The 18,612-nt window shown below is 61.5% G+C and carries 22 protein-coding genes; 16 read left to right on the forward strand and 6 right to left on the reverse strand.

Annotated elements, in window-relative coordinates:
• Positions 1–84: 84 nt before the first annotated feature.
• Positions 85–1,062, forward strand: a complete 978-nt coding sequence (gene dgcA, locus Q1K29_RS08335) for an N-acetyl-D-Glu racemase DgcA (protein WP_300393214.1) — start codon at positions 85–87, stop codon at positions 1,060–1,062.
• Between the two features lie 3 nt (positions 1,063–1,065).
• Here dgcA and Q1K29_RS08340 read toward each other — a convergent pair whose 3' ends face one another.
• From Q1K29_RS08340 to Q1K29_RS08350, 3 genes are read right to left on the reverse strand one after another with little or no spacing between them, the layout of a single operon-like run.
• Complete coding sequence (locus Q1K29_RS08340) at positions 1,066–1,491, reverse strand: hypothetical protein (protein WP_300393216.1); 426 nt, start codon at positions 1,489–1,491, stop codon at positions 1,066–1,068.
• The gene (locus tag Q1K29_RS08345; RefSeq protein ID WP_300393219.1) at positions 1,488–2,549 is read right to left on the reverse strand and encodes a phosphotransferase family protein; all 1,062 of its coding nucleotides are present in this window, start codon (positions 2,547–2,549) and stop codon (positions 1,488–1,490) included. The genes Q1K29_RS08340 and Q1K29_RS08345 overlap by 4 nt, the downstream gene beginning before the upstream one ends.
• Entirely contained in the window at positions 2,542–3,645 is a 1,104-nt protein-coding gene (locus Q1K29_RS08350; protein WP_300393222.1) for a hypothetical protein, read from the reverse strand. The genes Q1K29_RS08345 and Q1K29_RS08350 overlap by 8 nt, the downstream gene beginning before the upstream one ends.
• A gap of 111 nt (positions 3,646–3,756) precedes the next feature.
• Between Q1K29_RS08350 and Q1K29_RS08355 the strand changes: the two genes are divergently transcribed.
• From Q1K29_RS08355 to Q1K29_RS08380, 6 genes are all read left to right on the forward strand, one after another.
• Positions 3,757–4,176, forward strand: a complete 420-nt coding sequence (locus Q1K29_RS08355; RefSeq protein WP_300393223.1) for a PaaI family thioesterase — start codon at positions 3,757–3,759, stop codon at positions 4,174–4,176.
• A gap of 90 nt (positions 4,177–4,266) precedes the next feature.
• Positions 4,267–5,781, forward strand: coding sequence for an NAD(P)/FAD-dependent oxidoreductase (locus Q1K29_RS08360; protein ID WP_300393226.1), 1,515 nt, complete (start codon positions 4,267–4,269; stop codon positions 5,779–5,781).
• A gap of 63 nt (positions 5,782–5,844) precedes the next feature.
• Entirely contained in the window at positions 5,845–6,201 is a 357-nt protein-coding gene (locus Q1K29_RS08365) for a DUF423 domain-containing protein (RefSeq protein WP_300393229.1), read from the forward strand.
• Positions 6,202–6,293: 92 nt separating this feature from the next.
• The gene (locus Q1K29_RS08370) at positions 6,294–7,064 is read left to right on the forward strand and encodes an SDR family oxidoreductase (RefSeq protein ID WP_300393231.1); all 771 of its coding nucleotides are present in this window, start codon (positions 6,294–6,296) and stop codon (positions 7,062–7,064) included.
• Between the two features lie 6 nt (positions 7,065–7,070).
• A complete protein-coding gene (locus Q1K29_RS08375) occupies positions 7,071–7,442 on the forward strand; it encodes a tRNA-binding protein (RefSeq protein ID WP_300393234.1) in 372 nt (123 codons plus the stop codon).
• A complete protein-coding gene (locus Q1K29_RS08380; protein WP_300393236.1) occupies positions 7,439–7,924 on the forward strand; it encodes a PaaI family thioesterase in 486 nt (161 codons plus the stop codon). The genes Q1K29_RS08375 and Q1K29_RS08380 overlap by 4 nt, the downstream gene beginning before the upstream one ends.
• Positions 7,925–7,927: 3 nt before the next feature.
• On the opposite strand, the gene Q1K29_RS08385 is transcribed toward Q1K29_RS08380, so the two are convergent.
• Positions 7,928–9,391, reverse strand: a complete 1,464-nt coding sequence (locus Q1K29_RS08385) for an AMP-binding protein (protein ID WP_300393238.1) — start codon at positions 9,389–9,391, stop codon at positions 7,928–7,930.
• A gap of 175 nt (positions 9,392–9,566) precedes the next feature.
• Between Q1K29_RS08385 and Q1K29_RS08390 the strand changes: the two genes are divergently transcribed.
• Positions 9,567–10,058, forward strand: coding sequence for a hypothetical protein (locus tag Q1K29_RS08390; RefSeq protein ID WP_300393240.1), 492 nt, complete (start codon positions 9,567–9,569; stop codon positions 10,056–10,058).
• Between the two features lie 67 nt (positions 10,059–10,125).
• A complete protein-coding gene (locus Q1K29_RS08395) occupies positions 10,126–12,219 on the forward strand; it encodes a TonB-dependent receptor (protein WP_300393243.1) in 2,094 nt (697 codons plus the stop codon).
• A gap of 48 nt (positions 12,220–12,267) precedes the next feature.
• Here Q1K29_RS08395 and Q1K29_RS08400 read toward each other — a convergent pair whose 3' ends face one another.
• On the reverse strand, positions 12,268–12,546 hold the full coding sequence (locus tag Q1K29_RS08400) for an aspartate-semialdehyde dehydrogenase (protein ID WP_300393245.1): 279 nt from the start codon (positions 12,544–12,546) through the stop codon (positions 12,268–12,270).
• A 289-nt stretch (positions 12,547–12,835) separates the two neighbouring features.
• Here Q1K29_RS08400 and groES point away from each other — a divergent pair, with 289 nt between their 5' ends.
• The 7 genes from groES (at position 12,836) to Q1K29_RS08435 (ending at position 17,754) form a co-directional block, all read left to right on the forward strand.
• The gene (gene groES, locus Q1K29_RS08405) at positions 12,836–13,123 is read left to right on the forward strand and encodes a co-chaperone GroES (RefSeq protein ID WP_300393248.1); all 288 of its coding nucleotides are present in this window, start codon (positions 12,836–12,838) and stop codon (positions 13,121–13,123) included.
• Between the two features lie 59 nt (positions 13,124–13,182).
• Entirely contained in the window at positions 13,183–14,838 is a 1,656-nt protein-coding gene (gene groL, locus Q1K29_RS08410) for a chaperonin GroEL (RefSeq protein ID WP_300393250.1), read from the forward strand.
• A 126-nt stretch (positions 14,839–14,964) separates the two neighbouring features.
• Positions 14,965–15,591, forward strand: coding sequence for a YceI family protein (locus tag Q1K29_RS08415; RefSeq protein ID WP_300393253.1), 627 nt, complete (start codon positions 14,965–14,967; stop codon positions 15,589–15,591).
• A 56-nt stretch (positions 15,592–15,647) separates the two neighbouring features.
• Positions 15,648–16,352 (forward strand): CoA transferase subunit A, encoded by a 705-nt coding sequence (locus Q1K29_RS08420; RefSeq protein WP_300393256.1) that lies wholly within the window; start codon positions 15,648–15,650, stop codon positions 16,350–16,352.
• Positions 16,352–16,981, forward strand: a complete 630-nt coding sequence (locus Q1K29_RS08425) for a CoA transferase subunit B (protein WP_300393258.1) — start codon at positions 16,352–16,354, stop codon at positions 16,979–16,981. Before Q1K29_RS08420 ends, Q1K29_RS08425 begins: the two co-directional genes overlap by 1 nt.
• A complete protein-coding gene (locus Q1K29_RS08430) occupies positions 16,978–17,313 on the forward strand; it encodes a zinc ribbon domain-containing protein YjdM (RefSeq protein WP_300393260.1) in 336 nt (111 codons plus the stop codon). Before Q1K29_RS08425 ends, Q1K29_RS08430 begins: the two co-directional genes overlap by 4 nt.
• A gap of 21 nt (positions 17,314–17,334) precedes the next feature.
• A complete protein-coding gene (locus Q1K29_RS08435; RefSeq protein ID WP_300393263.1) occupies positions 17,335–17,754 on the forward strand; it encodes a hypothetical protein in 420 nt (139 codons plus the stop codon).
• Between the two features lie 22 nt (positions 17,755–17,776).
• On the opposite strand, the gene Q1K29_RS08440 is transcribed toward Q1K29_RS08435, so the two are convergent.
• Positions 17,777–18,529 (reverse strand): hypothetical protein, encoded by a 753-nt coding sequence (locus tag Q1K29_RS08440; protein ID WP_300393266.1) that lies wholly within the window; start codon positions 18,527–18,529, stop codon positions 17,777–17,779.
• Positions 18,530–18,612: the final 83 nt, after the last annotated feature.

An 18,612-nucleotide genomic window follows, 5' to 3' on the forward strand; every position in this document is an offset into this window, starting at 1 on the left:
TCCTGTTTACCCTAACAGTCGAGACTTAAGGATGCCGCAGGGCAGCCTGTGAAATTAAAAGCTTTTTCCTCACGCCGGTTTCATATGACAGCACTTCTTGTCGAATACGTGTCCTCCCCCTTGCGCAAGAGTTTCGCCATTTCACGGGGATCGAAGAGCAGTGCCGATACCCTGCGCGTTACCCTGGAAAAAGACGGAAAACGCGGCCGGGGCGAATGCGTGCCTTATCCCCGGTATGGTGAATCCATCGAGTCTGTAACCAGCCAGATCGAAACCTTGCGTGCCGACATCGAGAACGGTCTGGACCGCAGCGCACTTCAGGATGCCCTGCCCGCAGGCGCGGCCCGCTGCGCGCTCGATTGCGCTTTCTGGGATCTCGAAGCCAAGCAGGCCGGCAAGCCGGTCTGGCAACTGGCAGGCCTGCCGGAGCCCACGCCGCTGCCGACCGCTGTCACAATTGTCCTGGCTTCGCCCGACGAGATGGCTACAGACGCGCGCGATGCCCAAGGCGCGCTGCTGAAGCTGAAACTCGGTGGCAAGGAAGACCTCGACCGGGTCCGCGCCGTCCATGATGCCCGGCCTGATGCCCGGCTAATTCTCGATGCGAACGAGGGCCTTGATGCCGGACTGTTCCCTGACATCGCCAAGCAGGCCGCATCGCTTGGCGTAGTCCTCATCGAGCAGCCATTCCCTGCCGGCAAGGACAACTATCTTCTCAAACGGCCGCCTGAGGTCGCCGTGTGCGCGGATGAGAGCATGCACACAAGCGACGACATCCAGGACCTCGCGCGAATGTATGACGCGGTAAACATCAAGCTCGACAAGACCGGCGGGCTGACCGAGGCCCTTGCCGCCACGCGGGAAGCGAGGGCGGCCGGTCTCGGTGTCATGGTCGGCTGCATGGTCGCCGGCTCGATCAGCATGGCCCCCGCCGTCCTGCTCGGGATGCTGGCTGACGCCATCGATCTCGACGGGCCGCTCTGGCTCGCGGAAGACGTGGAGAACGGGTTGCACTATGAGGGCGGTCTCGTGCACCCGCCCAGTCCGGCGCTCTGGGGCTAGGTCCTAGTCCTCGTCAGGCCCGGAAAACTCTGGCGGGCTTGGCATGCGCGCAGCGCTCGTTGCAACGAGGTGCCCCCAGATCTGCCTGTTGAGCGCCATCGACGCTTCGTCACCCTTAGCTTCGAGGGACGCCTGCAACTCAATCAGCTGGCTAGCGAGCTCGTTGCGCATTGTCTTCAGATCGGAAATCTTGAAGGACTCGATCCGTGGTTCGGCCTCTCCGATGCCCGCGGCTGACAGCAGTGCTTTAAGCCGCGTGATCTCTCCGACCAGAAGGTCAGCCTCCTTGTCCCACATCTCACCGGCCATGACGGCCAGCATGCCGCCCATCCCTGCCTTGCCGCCCGCATAGTCTCCTTCGAGCTTCGGCGCGACATCGTTGACCAGGGTGGCCCCGACGCGCTGCAGGATCATACCGACATCGCTCATAGATCGACTCCATGTTTCGGGGCGAGACGGCTCGCCAGCATGAGTTCGTGCGCAGCATGGGTGAACCAGCCGGACCAGGCGAGGATCGGATCGTCGTTCTTGGCGTCTGCATAGGCGCGCGCCGATGATGTCCAGATGCCCAGGCCCTTGAGGTGAGCAAACAGGCTCCACCATTCGAAGGCCGCCGGATCGAATTTGCAGCCGGAGGCTTCCTGCCAGATGCCGATGGCTTCAGGCCAGGGGATAAACCCGGCTGCGCGTTCCTGGTCGTTGCCACACCATAGCAGGTCGGTCGCCCAGGCCAGATCCTCGTATGGGTCGCCAATATGCGCCATTTCCCAATCGAGAATGGCATTGATATGGCCCTCCCCGTCATGCAGGAAGTTGCCAGTCCGAAAATCCCCATGGACCAGCGAGAGTTTCTGGGCGGGCGGCGGCGGATTCGCTGACAGGTAGCGGATCGCCGCTTCAGCGACAGGCTGAGGCTCCCGCGTATTGGAACGGATCTCGCCAGCCCAGTAGTCGAGCTCACGCTTCCAGCATTGGTCCGGTGACGGCGTGTCGATCTCTTCGGAGATCGCCGTACCCTCGATATCCAGCGAGGCAATCGCGCCGAGATAGCGAAAGAATTCGCGCCCCACATCAGCCCGGTGCGGCTCGACATCTTCGATCCGGAACGGGTTGAGCGGCGTGCCGCCTTCAATCCGGCCCATCACAAAGAACGGCGCACCGAGCGGCCCTTCATCGATCTCCAGAAACAGCGCCTCGGGCGCCGGAATGCCAGCCTTGCCATAGGCGCTCCGGATAGCCGCAAATTCGATCCGGCGTTCGGTATCGATCAGGCTGTCTGGCGGATCCCGGCGCAGGATGAGCCCCTTGGTCTTCGGCCCGGTTGCATCTTCATAGGCAATATCGACCGAGAATGTTTCCCGGCTTGCGCCACCGTGAATGCGGTTCATGGCGATCACGCGGAGATTGCTGACGCCCGGCATATGCGCCTCGGCGTAAGCGGCAAACTTTTCGGCAAGAGCTGGCGTATCGATGACCTTGTCAGGCATCCAGCAGATCCTTCCAGCCGCTCTCGTCATGCGGGCCGATGAAGAGCTGTTCCAGCGCCCCGATGCCTTCCGAGCCCTGTCCATCGGGGCCCTCATGGCGGACCTTGGCGATCGCCTGAATGTGCAGGTTATCCGGCTGGTTCCAGGGCATGACGAGCGGTTTGAAGTCTTCTCGCCCGATGGCGTATTCGCCCTTCCAGGCCGCGTGGCCCCACTCCGGGTGGCTGTAACCGATACCTTTCATCTGGAAGGTGCCGATCGGTTCGTAGGTGATCTTGTGCTCGCGGCCATGCGGATCGGTCGCTGTCAGCACAGCGGAGCGCACGCGTCGTGTGCCGGCCTCGAACTCCGGCTTGAACACCGGGTTGGCGAGATGCATCAGCCCATCGGCATCTGCGCCTTCCATGCCCATGACAGAGCGCGTGTTCCAGCGGTCGCCCTGCTGGTCCTCATTCACATGGAAATAGACCGCGGCGTTCTCGAAATTCATGGGTGTCCAGACCCAGTAGAACTGGAAGGGCTTCTCGGGAACGACGGGCTGCGGGTCCTGTGCGCCGAGCGGGCGCAAGCCCCAGCTCCGATCGCGGGTGCCCCAGAAATTGTCGCTGGCGACCTCGATGGTTTCGCCATCCACTGTAATCGTGCCGGACCAGCGTCCATTCTGGGTCATCCGGGTCACGTCCATCATCATGCGTGACCCGTTGCGGCGTGTGAAGCGCGGTTCCTCGACCGGGAAGTGACGGCCCTCGAAGGTGAGATCCGCCGATATCCCCTCAGCATCCTCGAGCTTGATTCGCACGGAGTGGAGCGGTTGCAAGACCTCGATGCTCATCGGGCCTACACGGGTGTCCATGCGTTCGAAATTCATGATACGCGACAGGTGGACCGACTTCTGGACCCCATCCTTCAGGACAGAGAAAGCGCCATCCATGATGTTGAGATGCGGATAGACGCCAAAGGCCGCTCCGAAGAAGACAGAACCGTCCTTCGAGTAGCCGTTGTAGAAATAGCGGTCGTAAAAATTGCGATCCGACCCGGCCACCCAGACGGGTTCCGGCGTCTGGTGGATCGGGTATTCGTCACCCCAGGTGAGCATGTGCGGAGTACCTCCCTTTGCGTGACCTCTTGGCGGGTCCGAACCGGCTTCTACAGTGGCCAAAGCAGATCGCCGGATCAATCACTGACGCGAGGGAAAAGGAAAACGCCAATGACATCAAAGGTCTCAGTGGAGGAAGCGAACGCCTTTTTGGGCGAGGCATTCAAAGGCGCGCAAAACCGGTCAGAGGTCATTCTGATGGAAGATGGCCACGCCATCATGCGCCTCAAGGCCGGCAATGAGCACTTGCGTCCGGGTGGCTACATCTCCGGGCCGACCCAGATGTCCATGGCTGACAGCGTGACCTATATGGCGATCTTCACCCGTCTCGGAATCACGCCGATGACGGTGACCAGCAACCTCAACATGAACTTCCTGCGCCCCTGCATTGGCGAAGCCGTGATCGCCGAGGCCCGGCTCATGAAACTCGGCCGCACGCTCGCCGTCGCCGAGGTGGAGATTCGTGCCGAGGGATCCGAGAAAGTCGCGAGCCATGCGATCGTGACCTATTCCATACCGGCAAAGGATTAACGTCGCGGCATCCGGTCGATTACCTATATCCGCGCCGCATTCCTGCGTTAGGGTCTGCCTCAAAAGACAAGGTCGACTGGAGGAACACCCATGACTACTCAGGCGAACACAGACGTTCTCGACGTCCTGATCGTCGGCGCTGGAATATCCGGTGTTGGCGCAGCTTATCACCTCAATGATCGCTGCCCGGACAAGAAGATCGCCGTCTTCGAAGCGCTCGACGGGTTTGGGGGCACATGGAAAGTCCATACCTATCCAGGCATTCGCTCCGACAGTGACCTTTACACCTTCGGGTATCGCGACAAGCCATGGACCGGCCCGCCGATCGCGACCGCCGAAGAGATCCTGACCTATATGGGTGAGTTCATCGAGGAAAATGGTCTCACCCCCCTCATCCACTACAATCACAAGATCACCAAAGCGGCATGGTCCTCGGCGGACAAGCTCTACACCGTCACGTATGAGACGCCGGACGGCGAGCAGACCGTGCGCACGCACTTCCTCTGGATGTGCCAGGGCTATTACGACCTCGACAAGGGCTACACCCCGGACTGGGAAGGCATGGATTCCTTCAAGGGGGAGATCGTCCATCCGCAAAACTGGCCGGACGATATTGACCTGACCGGCAAGAAAGTCGTCTGCATCGGCTCCGGCGCGACGGCTGCGACACTTGTCCCCAATATCGCCGACCAGTGCGACCACATCACGCTGCTGCAGCGCTCGCCGACCTATTTCGTGCCGGGCCGCAATGTAAACGAGCTCGCCGACGAGCTGCGCCGGCTCGAGATCGACGAAGACTGGATCCACACCATCATCCGCAAGAAGGTGCTCGTGGATCAGCATGAGTTCACCGCCCGGGCCAAGGAAGAACCCGAAGCGGTGAAAGCCGAGCTGCTGGAAGGCGTGCAAGCCTTCCTCGGTGAGGACTTCGACATGTCCCACTTCACGCCGACCTACCGGCCTTGGAGCCAGCGCATCGCCTTCGTGCCGGACGGCGACATCTTCCAGGGAATCGCTGCTGGCAAGGCAAGCGTCGTTACCGATCATATTGATCGCTTCGTGCCGGAAGGCATCAAGCTGAAGTCCGGCGACGTGCTCGAGGCCGATGTCATTATCACGGCCACCGGCTTCAATCTCAAATTCCTCGGCAACATTCCCTTCGAGATCGATGGCGAAGCCGTCGACTGGAACGAGAGGCTGACCTGGCGCGGCATGATGGTCGAGGGCGTCCCGAACATGACGTTCGTCTTTGGCTACTTCCGGGCCAGCTGGACCCTGCGGGTCGACCTGCTGGGCGATTTCATGGTCCGCCTGCTCCAGCACATGGATGACCTCGGCGCAGCCGAAATCCGGCCAGAACTGCCGGCCGGCCAACGCGGCGAGCCACGGGTGAGCTGGATGGATCCGGAGGACTTCAATCCCGGCTACCTGACCCGCGGCGAGCATGAAATGCCGAAGCGGATCGCGCGGTCGGAATGGCAGCATACCCAGGACTACTGGCACGAGAAGGACGCCCTGCCCGAGATCAATCTCGACAGCGACGTCTTCGTCTATGAGGACGAGCAAGGCCAGCCTGTAACCAAACGCTCCGCCGATGCGGCCTGACGTCCCAGCCTGATTGGCGGGGAGACCGGGCTGAGCTAGGAGAAGGGGAGAAAGGCAGGGTTCATGTCGCTTCCACTTGCTGGTTCTTTTCTCGGTTTCCTCGGCGTCGCGCTTGGTGCGTTTGGCGCGCATGGCATGGCCTCGCGCTTCACGCCGGAGACGCGTGGTTGGTGGGAAACCGCCACGCTCTACCTGCTTGTCCATGCTGTCGCCGTCTTCGCAGCCGGTGTCTCCGCGCGGACAGGGCTTTTCTCGACCGGTGGCTGGGTGATGGTCGCCGGCGCCGTGATCTTCTCCGGGACGCTCTACGCCATGGCCCTCGGCGCCCCGCGCTGGTTCGGGGCGATCACACCACTTGGCGGAATTGCCCTGCTGGCGGGATGGGCGCTGTTTGCAGTGGCGGCGCTCAAGGGCGCCTGAGGTCGCGATAGGCCAATACAGGGATTGGCAAGGCGCGCGGATTGAATATGGTGCGCGCCGATACTGCACATGTGAAATAAATGGAGGAAACCATGGCCAGTCTTTTCGACATGAGCGGCAAGGTTGCTGTCATCACCGGCTCGTCTCGCGGCATCGGCAAATCGATCGCCGAGCAGATGGCCGAACAGGGCGCAAAAGTCGTCATCTCCTCGCGCAAGCCGGGGCCTTGCCAGGACGTCGCCGAAGAGCTCAACAAGAAGCATGGTGACGGCACGGCAATCTCGGTGCCGGCCAATATTTCTTCCAAGGACGACCTGCAGACACTGATCGAAGAGACCCGCAAGGCATTCGGCAAGATCGACGTGCTGGTCTGCAACGCCGCATCCAACCCGTATTACGGCCCCATGGAAGAGATCGGCGACGAACAGTTCGAGAAGATCCTGCAGAACAATATCATCTCCAACCACTGGCTGATCCAGATGGTCGCGCCGGAAATGAAGGAGCGCAAGGACGGCGCCATCGTCATCATTTCCTCCATTGGCGGCCTGAAAGGGTCTCCCGTCATCGGTGCCTACAATATCTCCAAAGCCGCCGACTTCCAGCTCGCCCGGAACTACGCCATCGAGCTCGGGCCCCATAATATCCGCGTCAACTGCGTCGCCCCGGGTCTGATCAAGACCGACTTCGCCCGCGCCCTCTGGGAAAATCCGGAGAATGCCCAGCGCATCGAGAAAGGCACGCCCATGCGCCGCATCGGTGACCCGGAAGACATTGCCGGCGCCGCGATCTTTCTCGCCTCTGATGCCGGCAAGTACATGGCCGGCCAGATGATCGTCGTCGACGGCGGTAGCGTCATCGTCTGATCCGCCATGCACAAGACCGATCTTCCCGGAAACCCGCCGGAAGCCGAGACGGATTTCGACACGTTCAGACAGATCGATATCCGTATCGGCACGGTGCTCGAAGCCGCCCCTCTTGAGGGAGCACGCAAGCCATCCATTCGGCTGGTCATCGATTTTGGTGAAGGCGTCGGCCACAAGAAGAGCTCGGCGCAGATCACCGATCACTATACCCCCGAACAATTGGTCGGGCGGCAGGTGGCAGCCGTCGTGAACTTCCCGCCCCGCCAGATCGGCAAGTTCATGTCTGAAGTGCTGACGCTTGGCTTTCCCGATACCGATGGCGCCATCGTCCTTTTCTCGCCCGACAGCCCGGTCCCCAATGGAGCCCGCCTCGCATGAGCCTTTCCGTCGATCTCGACCAGTTCCCGCAGCAATTCCATGGCTTCCTGTCAGGCATCATGAGCGGCGATTTCGCCGGTAAGCCGAAGGGCCTCGCCAAGCTGGGCATCATGCCGGAGCACTGGCTGAAGCATATTGAGCCCGGCCATGTGCGTTATGTCTGGCCGAATGATGGCAGCCACGACATTCAGCCAAACCGCACCTTTGGCGGCTGGGTCGGCGCGTTGTCGGACCACATCGTTTCGATCTGCATGTTCTCCGCACTCAAGGAGGGGGAGGCGTTTACGACGCAAGACCTGCAGATCAAGCTCTTCCGGCCTGTTTCGCAGGGCGACATCTCGATTGAGGCGCGGGTCATCAACCGCTCGAAATCGACTGGTTATGTCGAGGCCGAATGGAAGAACGCCGAGGGCAAGCTGCTGGTTAAGGTCCTGGCGTGGAAGGCCATCCGCACCGTCGAAGCCATTCACGGCCCGCGCTGAAGGTCAGCTGACCCCCGCCGGCAGGCGCGCCTCTCGCAAAGCCTTGCGGCGGGACTTGCCGGCATCATCGCGCAGGGGCTCCGTGACCACCTCTATAGTACGGGGAAGCTTGTAGCGAACCAGCTTTTCGTTGAGATGGGCCATCAGCGCACCTTCATTCAGCGCACCCTCGGGCACATCGACGATGGCATGCAGCGTCGCGCCCATATCTTCGTCTGGCAGGCCAATCACGGCTGAGCTTCTGACACCCGGGAAGGAGTCGATCGCGGCCTCGACCTCGGCAGGATAGATGTTGGCACCGCCGACAACGATCATGTCGGAGCGACGGTCCGTCAGGTAGAGATAGCCCTCCGCGTCCATCCAGCCCATATCGCCAAGGCTTTCCCAGCCGCCCTCGATTTCGCGGATGTCGGCTCCGAGATAATAGTAGCTCGTCCCCTGCCCCGCGAGCGGGCGCATGAAGACTTCACCCACCTCGCCCGGCGGGACTGTCTCCCCATCCTCGCCGACAATCTTCATCTCACAGGTTTCGACCGGACGGCCGACAGAGCCTCGATGCGTCAGCCATTCCGTGCCCTGGATCGTCGTGGACCCTTGCCCTTCTGTACCACCATAAAGCTCCCAGATGACTTCCGCGCCGAGCCAGTCGATGAACGCCTCCTTGAGCCAGGGCGGACAGGGGGCTGCCAGGTGCCAGAGCGCCTTCAGGCTGGACAAATCACGGGCATTGCGGACCTCTTCGGGCAAGGCCCAGATCCGGCGCATCATGGTCGGCACCATGTACGCGGTATCAATCTTCAGCGTCTCGATGCGTTCCAGCGTCTGCTCCGCATCAAAGCGCGTGGTAACCGCCACCGTCGCCCCCTTGAACAAGGCGATCATGGCCCAGAGAAACGGACCATTGTGATAGAGCGGCCCCGGTACGAGCATCGCCCCCTGATTGCGGATTTCGAGAAACGGCACCTCCGGGTCCCATTCGGCGGGAATTCTCGAGACAATCAGTTTCGGCCGTCCCGTCGAGCCGCCGGATGTCATGGCCTTGAAGGATGTTGCGGTCTTTTCCGGAAGCAGCGCGTCGGACAGGCTGGGCTCTGGCGTGAACCCGGTCGGAATGGATGGTATGGGCGCATATTCGCCGTCTGACACGCCGACGACGAGGGCCGGCTTGCCCAGCTCGATGATCTGGTCACGTTCGAATTTCGGCAGCCGCGCGGAGACCGGCTGAGGTGTTGCGCCCAGTTTCCACGTCGCAAAACAGGCCTCGAAGAACTCCACGCCATTCGCCAGCGCAATCGTGACGAAGTCATTCTCCTTCACACCCAGCTCGGCATAGGCCCGCGCCAGCCGGTTTGTCCGCGTTTCGAGCTGCTGCCAGGTGCGCTGCTCACCCTCATGGTCCACTGCGACGCGGTCCGGCTGGATCGCGGCCCAATGCGCCACAATGCGCGACAGGGAAATAATGGCCACGGTATCTTCCTCCAGTTTTCTTTTTCGCCGCGCGGGCGGCCTGCATGCGAAAGTGTTACGCGTTATCGGGCCTTTACGATAGACTGACACCGCGCCCGCAAGCCGTCGGCATGTGTGGCAATTCGCGCTGCCGGGGCCAGTGGATGGAGGCGATGCAAGATACTAGAGAGCCAGTATGAATTGCACGGCTCGTCTTCATGCAATCCAGCTGCTGACCTTTGCCTTCGTGGCATTGATCACGCTGCGCGGGCTTGTACCTGACGGCTACATGATCGACCGGTCACCGGACACCGGCGCGATCGTCCTGCGCATCTGCGGCGGCCTGCACGAGAATGACCACAGCCCAGCAACGGCCCATGTATCCGGCGCCAATGCCGGTCACCAGATGCATGAGCATCACAGCCACGGTGCGTCGATGCCATCCGGGGAAGCTGCCCCGAGCGGCATGATGGATGGCCCATCCGACGACAATCCGGAACATGGCTCAGAGGGCGCCATGTGCCCCTTCGCCCTGTCCTCATTGGTGGATGCGGTGACAGCACCCGCCTTGCCGGAGATGGTTGCCGTGCGCCAGCCCATGCTTGGCGGAAAACCCTATGTCCGGCCGGCCGTCCGCCACTCGGCACGTCCGCCCATGCCGCCGCGAAGTCCTCCCGTCCCCGTCTGATCGTTTCCAGCTTTCCAATTCAACGAACAGACAGCCTGCACGCCGTGCAGGCCTTCAGGGATATATCATGACCTACAAACTCGTCGTAGGCGCAAGCCTGCTGGCGCTTGGCGTAGCCGCTCAGGCCACGTCCGCCCAGGAATCGGCGCCTGCCCTACAGGACGTCATCATCGTCACCGGCTCCAGATACGACACCCCGACGCAGACCGGAATCGCTCCGGATGCCAGCCCGCTTGATGGGGCCGATATCACCCGGCTTGCCGCGCGCACGCCTGGTGGCGCCCGGCTTTCCAATGGGGAACTGTCCGGCCAGATGTCCTACCGCGGGCTCTCGGGCGAACGCCTGAACCTGCGCGTCGACGGCCAGCGTTTTGCCTCAGGCGGTCCGAACCTGATGGACCCGGTATTCCATTACGCCCCCGCCCCGCTCATCAGTGCGGTGATCATCGACCGGGGTGTCAGCCCCGTCTCGGAAGGGCCGGGCCTGGCGGGCGGCGCGGACGCGGTCTACAAGCGCCAGGACTTTGCCGACAGCGCAGACCTCGACTTCGGCTATGACCTCACGACCAGTGCACGGTCGGTGAATGACAGCCTCTCGACCGGTGGGATGGCCGGTGCCTCGACCGACCAGTGGCGCTTCAACCTGCTCGGCGCCTATGAGGATGCAAGTGACACCGACTATGGCGATGGCAAGATTGGCGGCTCGTCCTTCCAGCGGTCCGTCTATGGCGTGTCGGCCGGGGCGCGGCTCGGTATTGGCGAAATCGGGCTTGACCTTCGCCGGCATGAGGCGGGCCCGTCAGGCAACCCGCCCTTCCCGATGGACATCCAGTATGTCGACACCGATTTCGCCCGGCTCTCCTACAAGGCGGCGCTGGATGGCGGCACGGTGAACGCATCGGTCAACTATACCGACGTGGCGCACCTGATGGACAATTTCAGCCTCCGGCCCTCGCCCGCCCCGATGCTGACCCGGGCCACCTTCACCGAAGCGACGACGCGCGGCGCAGATCTCAGTGCCACTTTCGACTGGCTGAATGGCGAGCTGGAAGTCGGCGCCGACACGGCCCGCACCGAGCATGATGCGATCATCACAAACCCGAACATGGCGGCCTTCTTCGTGACGCCCTTCCCGGATGTGACGATGGACCGGACCGGCGCATTCGCGCAATGGACTGGCGGGCTCGGCCCGGTCGAGAGCGAGCTGGGCCTGCGCGCCGACTGGCACGACTACGATGCCGGCGACGCGTCGCTGGCTGCCATGCTGCCGCCACCTGCGCAGATACTGGCCGCAGGGTTCAATGCCAGCGAGCGCAGCAAGGAGGATACGACCGTCGATGCGATCGCGCGGATCTGGACGCCGGAACGCAACGGCCTGTCATGGCGGGCCACGCTCGCCCGCAAGCAGGCCATGCCGGGATACATCCAGCGCTTTGGCTGGCTGCCGATCAGTGCCAGCGGGGGCCTTGCCGACGGTAACATCTATGTCGGCGACCTAGGGACAGACCCGGAAACAGCCCTCATCGCCGAAGCCGGGTTCGACTATGCCACGCCCCGTTTCTATGCGCGGCCAACCGTCTATGCCCGCCAGATCGACGACTACATCCAGGGCGTGCCTTATGATTCGACTCCTGGCGTTGCCGACACGCCGGTTGAGATGATCGCCAGCATGAATGGCGATCCGACGCCACTGCGCTGGGCCAATGTCGATGCGCGGCTCTACGGCTTTGACCTGGATGGCGGCTATGACTTCGAGGGACCACTGCGCCTCGATGGGGTCCTGAGCTATGTCCGGGGAGAGCGCCGCGATATCGACGACAATCTCTACCGGATCGCGCCGGCCAGCCTCACTGTCGACCTGACCTGTGAAGCCGATACCTGGTCGGCGACCTTCGAGACACGGGCCGCTGCTGAGCAGGACAAGGTCTCTGCCGCGAATGAGGAGATCCCGACGCCCGGCTATGTCGTGTTTAACCTGTATGGCGACTGGCAGGTTAAGGATGGCGTCCAGGTGTCGGCCGGGATCGAGAACCTGCTCGACCATGTCTATCGCGACCATCTCGCCGGCTATAACCGCAACGGGTTTGGCGATGTGGCGCTGGGTGCCCGCCTGCCCGGCGCCGGACGAGGCGCCTTCATAAGGCTGTCGCTCAAGGGCTAGGACATCCGTGGCCGGCCCGGTCCGCACGCCGGGCTGGCCACTCCCTCGCTAATTGAGTTTCTGGATCTTCATTTCCTCATCCACCCAGCGCACCTGCGCCGGACGGAGCATGTCGGCATGCGAAATGTTGATCGAGTGGATGACCGCCTCGATCTCCCGGCGCCAGTGATCAAGAAACTCCGCCAGCCTGGGAAATTTCGGCGCCCTGTCGATGGTCTGCCAGACGAAACTCTGCAGGAGTTTTGGGAAGTCTGGCCTGTAATAAATGATTTCAGCCGTCAGAAGCCGGCCCCCGGAAAGCTGATCCCTGAAATCGTCATGCTGCATGCAGGTCTCCTTCCCGGCAGTTGATCGGGAAACGAAACTGTGACACAGCCGCAGCGCCTGTCAATTAATTGTTATATTTCCGGGGACTAGCAGCACTCCGCAAAGGCTGCTAGCACGCCATCCGGGCGCATGTTTACCTGGCTCTTCAGCGTCTTAAAAAATTAGCTGAAGCGCTGTTGACGCTTCCAGTCCCCGCCCCTACCTGAACGGCGTTAGCAGTCTCTATCAACGAGTGCTAATCCAGATTTTCATTGCCTGATACAGGTAACATCCAAAGGTAGGAAAGCTCATGAAATTCCGTCCATTGCATGACCGCGTTCTCGTGAAGCGCGTCGAGGAAGAAGAAAAAACGGCCGGCGGGATCATCATTCCGGACACCGCCAAGGAAAAGCCGCAGGAAGGCGAAGTCGTCGCTGTCGGCAAGGGCGCCATCGGTGATGACAACGAAGTCATCCCGCTGGAAGTGAAGGCCGGTGACCGCGTCCTCTTCGGCAAGTGGTCCGGCACCGAGGTCAAGGTCGACGGCCAGGACCTGCTCATCATGAAGGAAAGCGACATTCTCGGCATCGTCGAGTAAGGCGCGCTCCCTTTCCCTGACTCTGAAGACCAGAACGTAATCTCAAAAGGAATACACGTATGGCTGCCAAGCACATCAAATTCAGCACCGACGCGCGTGAGCGCATGATGAAGGGTATCGACACCCTCGCCAATGCGGTGAAAGTCACGCTCGGCCCGAAAGGCCGCAATGTCGTGATCGAGAAATCCTTCGGCGCGCCGCGCTCCACGAAGGACGGCGTCACCGTCGCGAAAGAGATCGAGCTCGAAGACAAGTTCGAGAATATGGGCGCACAAATGCTGCGCGAAGTCGCCTCCAAGGCCAACGACGTGGCCGGTGACGGCACGACGACCGCCACGGTGCTCGCTCACTCAATCGTCCGCGAAGGCATGAAGCGCGTTGCCGCCGGCATGAACCCGATGGATCTCAAGCGCGGCATCGACAAGGCTGCCCTCGAAGTCGTCTCCGACCTCGCGCATCATTCGCGCAAGGTGAAAGAGAACAGCGAGATCACCCAGATCGGCACGATCTCCGCCAATGGCGACAAGGAAATCGGCGACATGATCGCCCGCGCCATGGACAAGGTCGGCAATGAAGGCGTGATCACCGTCGAGGAAGCCAAGTCGCTCGAGACCGAACTCGACGTCGTCGAAGGCATGCAGTTCGACCGCGGCTATCTGAGCCCGTACTTCGTGACCAATCCGGACAAGATGAATGCGGAACTCGAAGACCCGTTCATCCTCCTGCACGAGAAGAAGCTCTCCTCGCTGCAGCCGATGCTGCCGATCCTCGAGCAGGTCGTGCAATCGCAGCGCCCGCTTCTGATCATCGCCGAAGACGTCGATGGCGAAGCGCTGGCGACCCTGGTCGTCAACAAGCTGCGCGGTGGCCTCAAGGTCGCAGCCGTCAAGGCGCCTGGCTTCGGTGACCGCCGTAAGGCCATGCTGCAGGACATCGCTGTCCTGACCGGCGGCCAGGTCATCTCCGAAGACATCGGCATCAAGCTGGAGAACGTCTCCATCGACATGCTTGGCACGGCCAAGAAAGTCGAGATCGACAAGGACAACACGACCATCGTCGACGGTGCCGGCTCCAAGGACGACATCGAAGCCCGCGTGTCGCAGATCAAGAAGCAGATCGAGGACACCAGCTCCGACTATGACAAGGAAAAGCTCCAGGAGCGCCTTGCCAAGCTCGCTGGCGGTGTGGCCGTGATCAAGGTCGGCGGCGCTACCGAGTTCGAGGTGAAGGAACGCAAGGACCGCGTCGACGACGCGCTCAACGCGACCCGCGCCGCTGTTGAAGAAGGCGTCATTCCGGGTGGTGGCGTTGCCCTGCTGCGGGCCGCCCAGAACATCGACGTGAAGGGCGAGAATGCCGACGAGCAAGCCGGTATCGACATTGTCCGCCGTGCGCTCGAAGCTCCGGTTCGCCAGATCTCGCAGAACGCTGGCCTGGAAGGCTCCGTTGTCGTCGCCAACATCCTCAAGGAAAAGGATCGCGGCTACGGCTTCAACGCCCAGACCGAAGAGTATGGCGACATGTACAAGATGGGTATCATCGACCCGGCCAAGGTCGTGCGCTCTGCCCTGCAGAACGCTGCCTCTGTGGCTGGCCTGCTCATCACCACCGAAGCCGGTATCGCCGAAGCCCCGAAGAAGGAAGGCGAAGGCGGCGGCATGCCCGACATGGGCGGCATGGGTGGAATGGGCGGCATGGGCGGAATGGGCTTCTAGACCCCTCCCCCCTGATCCCATCCGATCAGATCGAGGGCGGCGCTTCCGGGCGCCGCCCTTTTTCTTTTTCTCGTGAATTCGCCGGGCAGTCGGCTAGGGTGCCTCTCGACAGCGAGGAAACGTCCCATGACAAGTCACACCATGAAAGCCGCATTTGCCGGTCTGGCCTTTAGCCTGGCGGGATGCGCCAGCCTGTTTACCCCGGATGTGAAGGCCACGCCCGAAACCCTTCGCGCCGGCGCCTATGAGCTCGACCAGGCCCATGCTGCTCTTGTTTTCCGGATCGGGCATATGGGCTTCTCCGATTTTGTCGGCCGTTTCGACAGTTTCGATGCAAGCCTTGATTTCGATGCCGACAATCCGGAAAGCGCCCGCCTCGAAGCGATCATCGATATGACAAGCCTCAGCCTGCCAGACGAGGACTTCGCCGCCACACTGATGGGATCGCAATGGTTCGATGCGGATACCTGGCCACAAGCGGTCTTCCGCTCCACGAACGTGACTGTGACGGGAGAGACGACCGGCAAAGTTACGGGCGATCTCACCCTGCATGGCGAGACCCGCCCCGTCACGCTGGACGTCACTTTTAATGGGGGCGCGCGCGACGCCCTACGCGGCGCCTATGTCACCGGCTTTTCCGCGAGCACCTCGATCAAACGGTCGGACTTCGGTATCAGCCGCTATATCGGCGCGGTTTCAGACACGGTCGACCTGCTTATCGACGTCGAGTTCCTGCAGGGCGAAGAATCCTGATTTCAACAAGCGTTGAGGGTTGCATCCGCAACTGACCGTGCGTAAGGATCGCTGCCATGAGCAAGATCTACAAAACCGCCGCGGACGCGCTCGATGGCGTGCTATTCGACGGCATGACGATCGCCGCTGGCGGCTTTGGCCTCTGCGGTATCCCGGAGCTTTCCATTGCTGCCATCCGCGAGGCGGGCACCAAGGACCTGACCGTCTACTCAAACAATGCCGGCGTCGATGGCTTCGGCCTCGGCGTGCTGCTGGAAAGCCGGCAGGTGAAGAAGATGGGCTCGTCCTATGTTGGCGAGAACAAGGAGTTCATGCGCCAGTATCTTGGCGGTGAGCTGGAGCTCGAATTCAATCCGCAAGGCACGCTGGCCGAGCGCATGCGCGCAGGCGGTGCCGGGATCGCCGGCTTCTACACCAAGACCGGCTATGGCACCCAGATCGGCGAAGGCAAGGAAGTGAAGGTCTTCAACGGGGAGCACTACATCCTCGAAGAGGGCATCTTCGCGGATCTCGCCATCGTGAAGGCGTGGAAGGCCGATACAACCGGCAATGCCGTCTTCCGCAAGACCGCCCGCAACTTCAATGAACCGGCGGCGATGTGCGGCAAGGTCTGCATCATGGAAGTCGAGGAAATCGTCGAGCCGGGCGAACTCGACCCCAACCATATCCACCTGCCCGGCGTCTTCGTGCACCGGCTGGTGCAGGGCGAGTTCGAGAAGCGCATCGAGCAGCGCACGACCCGGAAGAAGGAGACTGCCTGATGCCCTGGACACGTGACGACATGGCAAAGCGCGCCGCACAGGAGCTTGAGGATGGCATGTATGTCAATCTCGGCATCGGCATTCCGACGCTGGTCGCGAACTATATCCCTGACGGCGTATCGGTGACGCTGCAGTCGGAGAACGGCATGCTGGGCATGGGCCCCTTCCCCTATGAGGGCGAAGAAGACCCCGACCTCATCAATGCCGGCAAGCAGACCATTACCGAACTGCCGCATACCGCTTTCTTCGACAGCTCCATGAGCTTCGCGATGATCCGTGGCGGCAAGATCAACATGGCGATCCTCGGCGCGATGGAAGTCGCCGAGAATGGCGATCTTGCCAACTGGATGATCCCCGGCAAGCTCGTGAAAGGCATGGGCGGGGCGATGGACCTCGTCGCCGGTGTGAAGAAGATCGTTGTGATTACCGATCACACGTCGAAATCCGGCGATCCCAAGCTGATCAAGGAGTGCACCCTGCCGCTTACCGGCAAGGGCGTCGTCAACCGGATCATCACTGATCTCGGCGTCTTCGACGTTGTTGAGGGCGGGCTTGAAATCAAGGAAATCGCGCCGGATGTGACGCGTGACGAGATTTACGAGAAAACAGCCGCGAAGATCGTCAATTGAGCGAGCTTCCGCCATGCCCGGCATGCGCCAGCGCTTTCACCTATGAAGACGGCGCGCTTCTGATCTGTCCGGAATGCGGGCACGAGTGGTCGCCCGACGCGTCGCTTGATCCGGACCGGAAGGTCTGGCGGGATGCAAACGGCAATGAACTCCAGGATGGCGACACAGTCACCGTGATCAAGGATCTGAAGATCAAGGGCTCTTCCTCGGTCGTGAAGGTCGGCACCAAGGTCAGGAACATCCGGCTGGTCGAGGGCGATCACGACATCGACTGCAAGGTTGACGGTGTCGGCCAGATGGGCCTCAAAACCGAGTTCGTGAAGAAGGCCTGACGGCTAGCGGGAGACATCTACATGACAGCCAATTGTCTTTGCGGCGCGGTCAGCGTCACGATCAATGACCGGCCTGACTTCATCCATGACTGCAATTGCAGCCTGTGCCGCAAGACGGGCAGCGCCTGGGGCTACTTCCCATCCGCATCCGTCTCGGCGACCGGCCAGACCGTGTCCTTCGTACGGACCGACAAGCCGGATGCCGGCGTTGCCGTTCATGCCTGCCCGACCTGTTCGGCAACGACGCATTTCGAGCTGACCAACGCGTTCAAGATGCAGAATGAAGGTGCCGACCTGACAGGTGTGAACATGCGCCTGTTTGATCCTGTGGAGCTGGAAGGCGTCGAAGTTCGCTATCCAAATGGACGCGACTGGGCCGGCGAGGGGCCGTTCGATTACCGGCGCGATACAATGACGATCAGCGCTGCGTCACCCTGGTAGGTCTTGCCTTCCGACGCCTCTTTTATCCGTGCGAACCAGACTTCCAGTTGTCCGGCAGCGGGATCGTGTCAGTTTCACATTGTGTGATGGCCGCCGCTGACGGCCGGAGAAGAGCGGGCATGGGCATGACCTGCCAGCCGGACCTCGCCTCGTCACTCAGCCAGTCGATCCCGAGCTGCTCCAGCCGCTCCGCCGACAAATAGGGTTCCCCGGGCGCAAGTTGCGCAAGGACAGCCGGATCAACAAAGGTCGCCCCGCCGTCGAATGTGATCGACTCGAAACTGTTGTTCCAGTCCGGGCCGGCACACATCTGCCGGAAGACAACGATGCTGATGCCCCGTTCGACATAACAGAAGGCGACAGAGTTTTCGCCCACCATGATCTCCGGTTCGGTCGGGAGGCCCGGCAGGATAAGCTTGTCATGGACATCCAGATCCGGCCCTCCCGTCTGGTCGCCAACGTCGTAGACATAGAAGCTCCCGGCTTGTCCGAATGTCACCGAATCTCCGCCGAGCTCCGGAAAGATGCTCATAGGGCGGCTGGGCAGGCCACAATCAGGGAGGCCCGCCCGCTCACGAGGCCGGGCATCTTCGCTTTCGATATTCCGAAGCCGCATCCCGTCCGCCTGGTTGGCGGGTGTCACGCCTATATCCGGAAGGCGCATGTCCAGTGTTTCGGGCTCAGGCGCCATGACAGGCCGCTGTCCCAACATGGTTGCCGTTGCGCAACCGGCAATGACGAGACCGAGGATTACAGCAAGACGGGAAGACGGCATGGCTTTCTCCGGCGACGGCTGGGAGAGCCTAAGCGCACCAAGCTACCATTACCTTAAATTGAACGAGCCGATTGACTGAAAAC

This window comes from Henriciella sp. (assembly GCF_029937755.1).
Lineage (GTDB): Bacteria > Pseudomonadota > Alphaproteobacteria > Caulobacterales > Hyphomonadaceae > Henriciella.

Bases quoted from the DNA above. Each gene is read 5' to 3' on its own strand.
- dgcA (WP_300393214.1), top strand. From the start codon at position 85: ATGACAGCACTTCTTGTCGAATACGTGTCCTCCCCCTTGCGCAAGAGT.
- Q1K29_RS08340 (WP_300393216.1), bottom strand. From the start codon at position 1,491: ATGAGCGATGTCGGTATGATCCTGCAGCGCGTCGGGGCCACCCTGGTC.
- Q1K29_RS08345 (WP_300393219.1), bottom strand. From the start codon at position 2,549: ATGCCTGACAAGGTCATCGATACGCCAGCTCTTGCCGAAAAGTTTGCC.
- Q1K29_RS08350 (WP_300393222.1), bottom strand. From the start codon at position 3,645: ATGCTCACCTGGGGTGACGAATACCCGATCCACCAGACGCCGGAACCC.
- Q1K29_RS08355 (WP_300393223.1), top strand. From the start codon at position 3,757: ATGACATCAAAGGTCTCAGTGGAGGAAGCGAACGCCTTTTTGGGCGAG.
- Q1K29_RS08360 (WP_300393226.1), top strand. From the start codon at position 4,267: ATGACTACTCAGGCGAACACAGACGTTCTCGACGTCCTGATCGTCGGC.
- Q1K29_RS08365 (WP_300393229.1), top strand. From the start codon at position 5,845: ATGTCGCTTCCACTTGCTGGTTCTTTTCTCGGTTTCCTCGGCGTCGCG.
- Q1K29_RS08370 (WP_300393231.1), top strand. From the start codon at position 6,294: ATGGCCAGTCTTTTCGACATGAGCGGCAAGGTTGCTGTCATCACCGGC.
- Q1K29_RS08375 (WP_300393234.1), top strand. From the start codon at position 7,071: ATGCACAAGACCGATCTTCCCGGAAACCCGCCGGAAGCCGAGACGGAT.
- Q1K29_RS08380 (WP_300393236.1), top strand. From the start codon at position 7,439: ATGAGCCTTTCCGTCGATCTCGACCAGTTCCCGCAGCAATTCCATGGC.
- Q1K29_RS08390 (WP_300393240.1), top strand. From the start codon at position 9,567: ATGAATTGCACGGCTCGTCTTCATGCAATCCAGCTGCTGACCTTTGCC.
- Q1K29_RS08395 (WP_300393243.1), top strand. From the start codon at position 10,126: ATGACCTACAAACTCGTCGTAGGCGCAAGCCTGCTGGCGCTTGGCGTA.
- Q1K29_RS08400 (WP_300393245.1), bottom strand. From the start codon at position 12,546: ATGCAGCATGACGATTTCAGGGATCAGCTTTCCGGGGGCCGGCTTCTG.
- groES (WP_300393248.1), top strand. From the start codon at position 12,836: ATGAAATTCCGTCCATTGCATGACCGCGTTCTCGTGAAGCGCGTCGAG.
- groL (WP_300393250.1), top strand. From the start codon at position 13,183: ATGGCTGCCAAGCACATCAAATTCAGCACCGACGCGCGTGAGCGCATG.
- Q1K29_RS08415 (WP_300393253.1), top strand. From the start codon at position 14,965: ATGACAAGTCACACCATGAAAGCCGCATTTGCCGGTCTGGCCTTTAGC.
- Q1K29_RS08420 (WP_300393256.1), top strand. From the start codon at position 15,648: ATGAGCAAGATCTACAAAACCGCCGCGGACGCGCTCGATGGCGTGCTA.
- Q1K29_RS08425 (WP_300393258.1), top strand. From the start codon at position 16,352: ATGCCCTGGACACGTGACGACATGGCAAAGCGCGCCGCACAGGAGCTT.
- Q1K29_RS08435 (WP_300393263.1), top strand. From the start codon at position 17,335: ATGACAGCCAATTGTCTTTGCGGCGCGGTCAGCGTCACGATCAATGAC.
- Q1K29_RS08440 (WP_300393266.1), bottom strand. From the start codon at position 18,529: ATGCCGTCTTCCCGTCTTGCTGTAATCCTCGGTCTCGTCATTGCCGGT.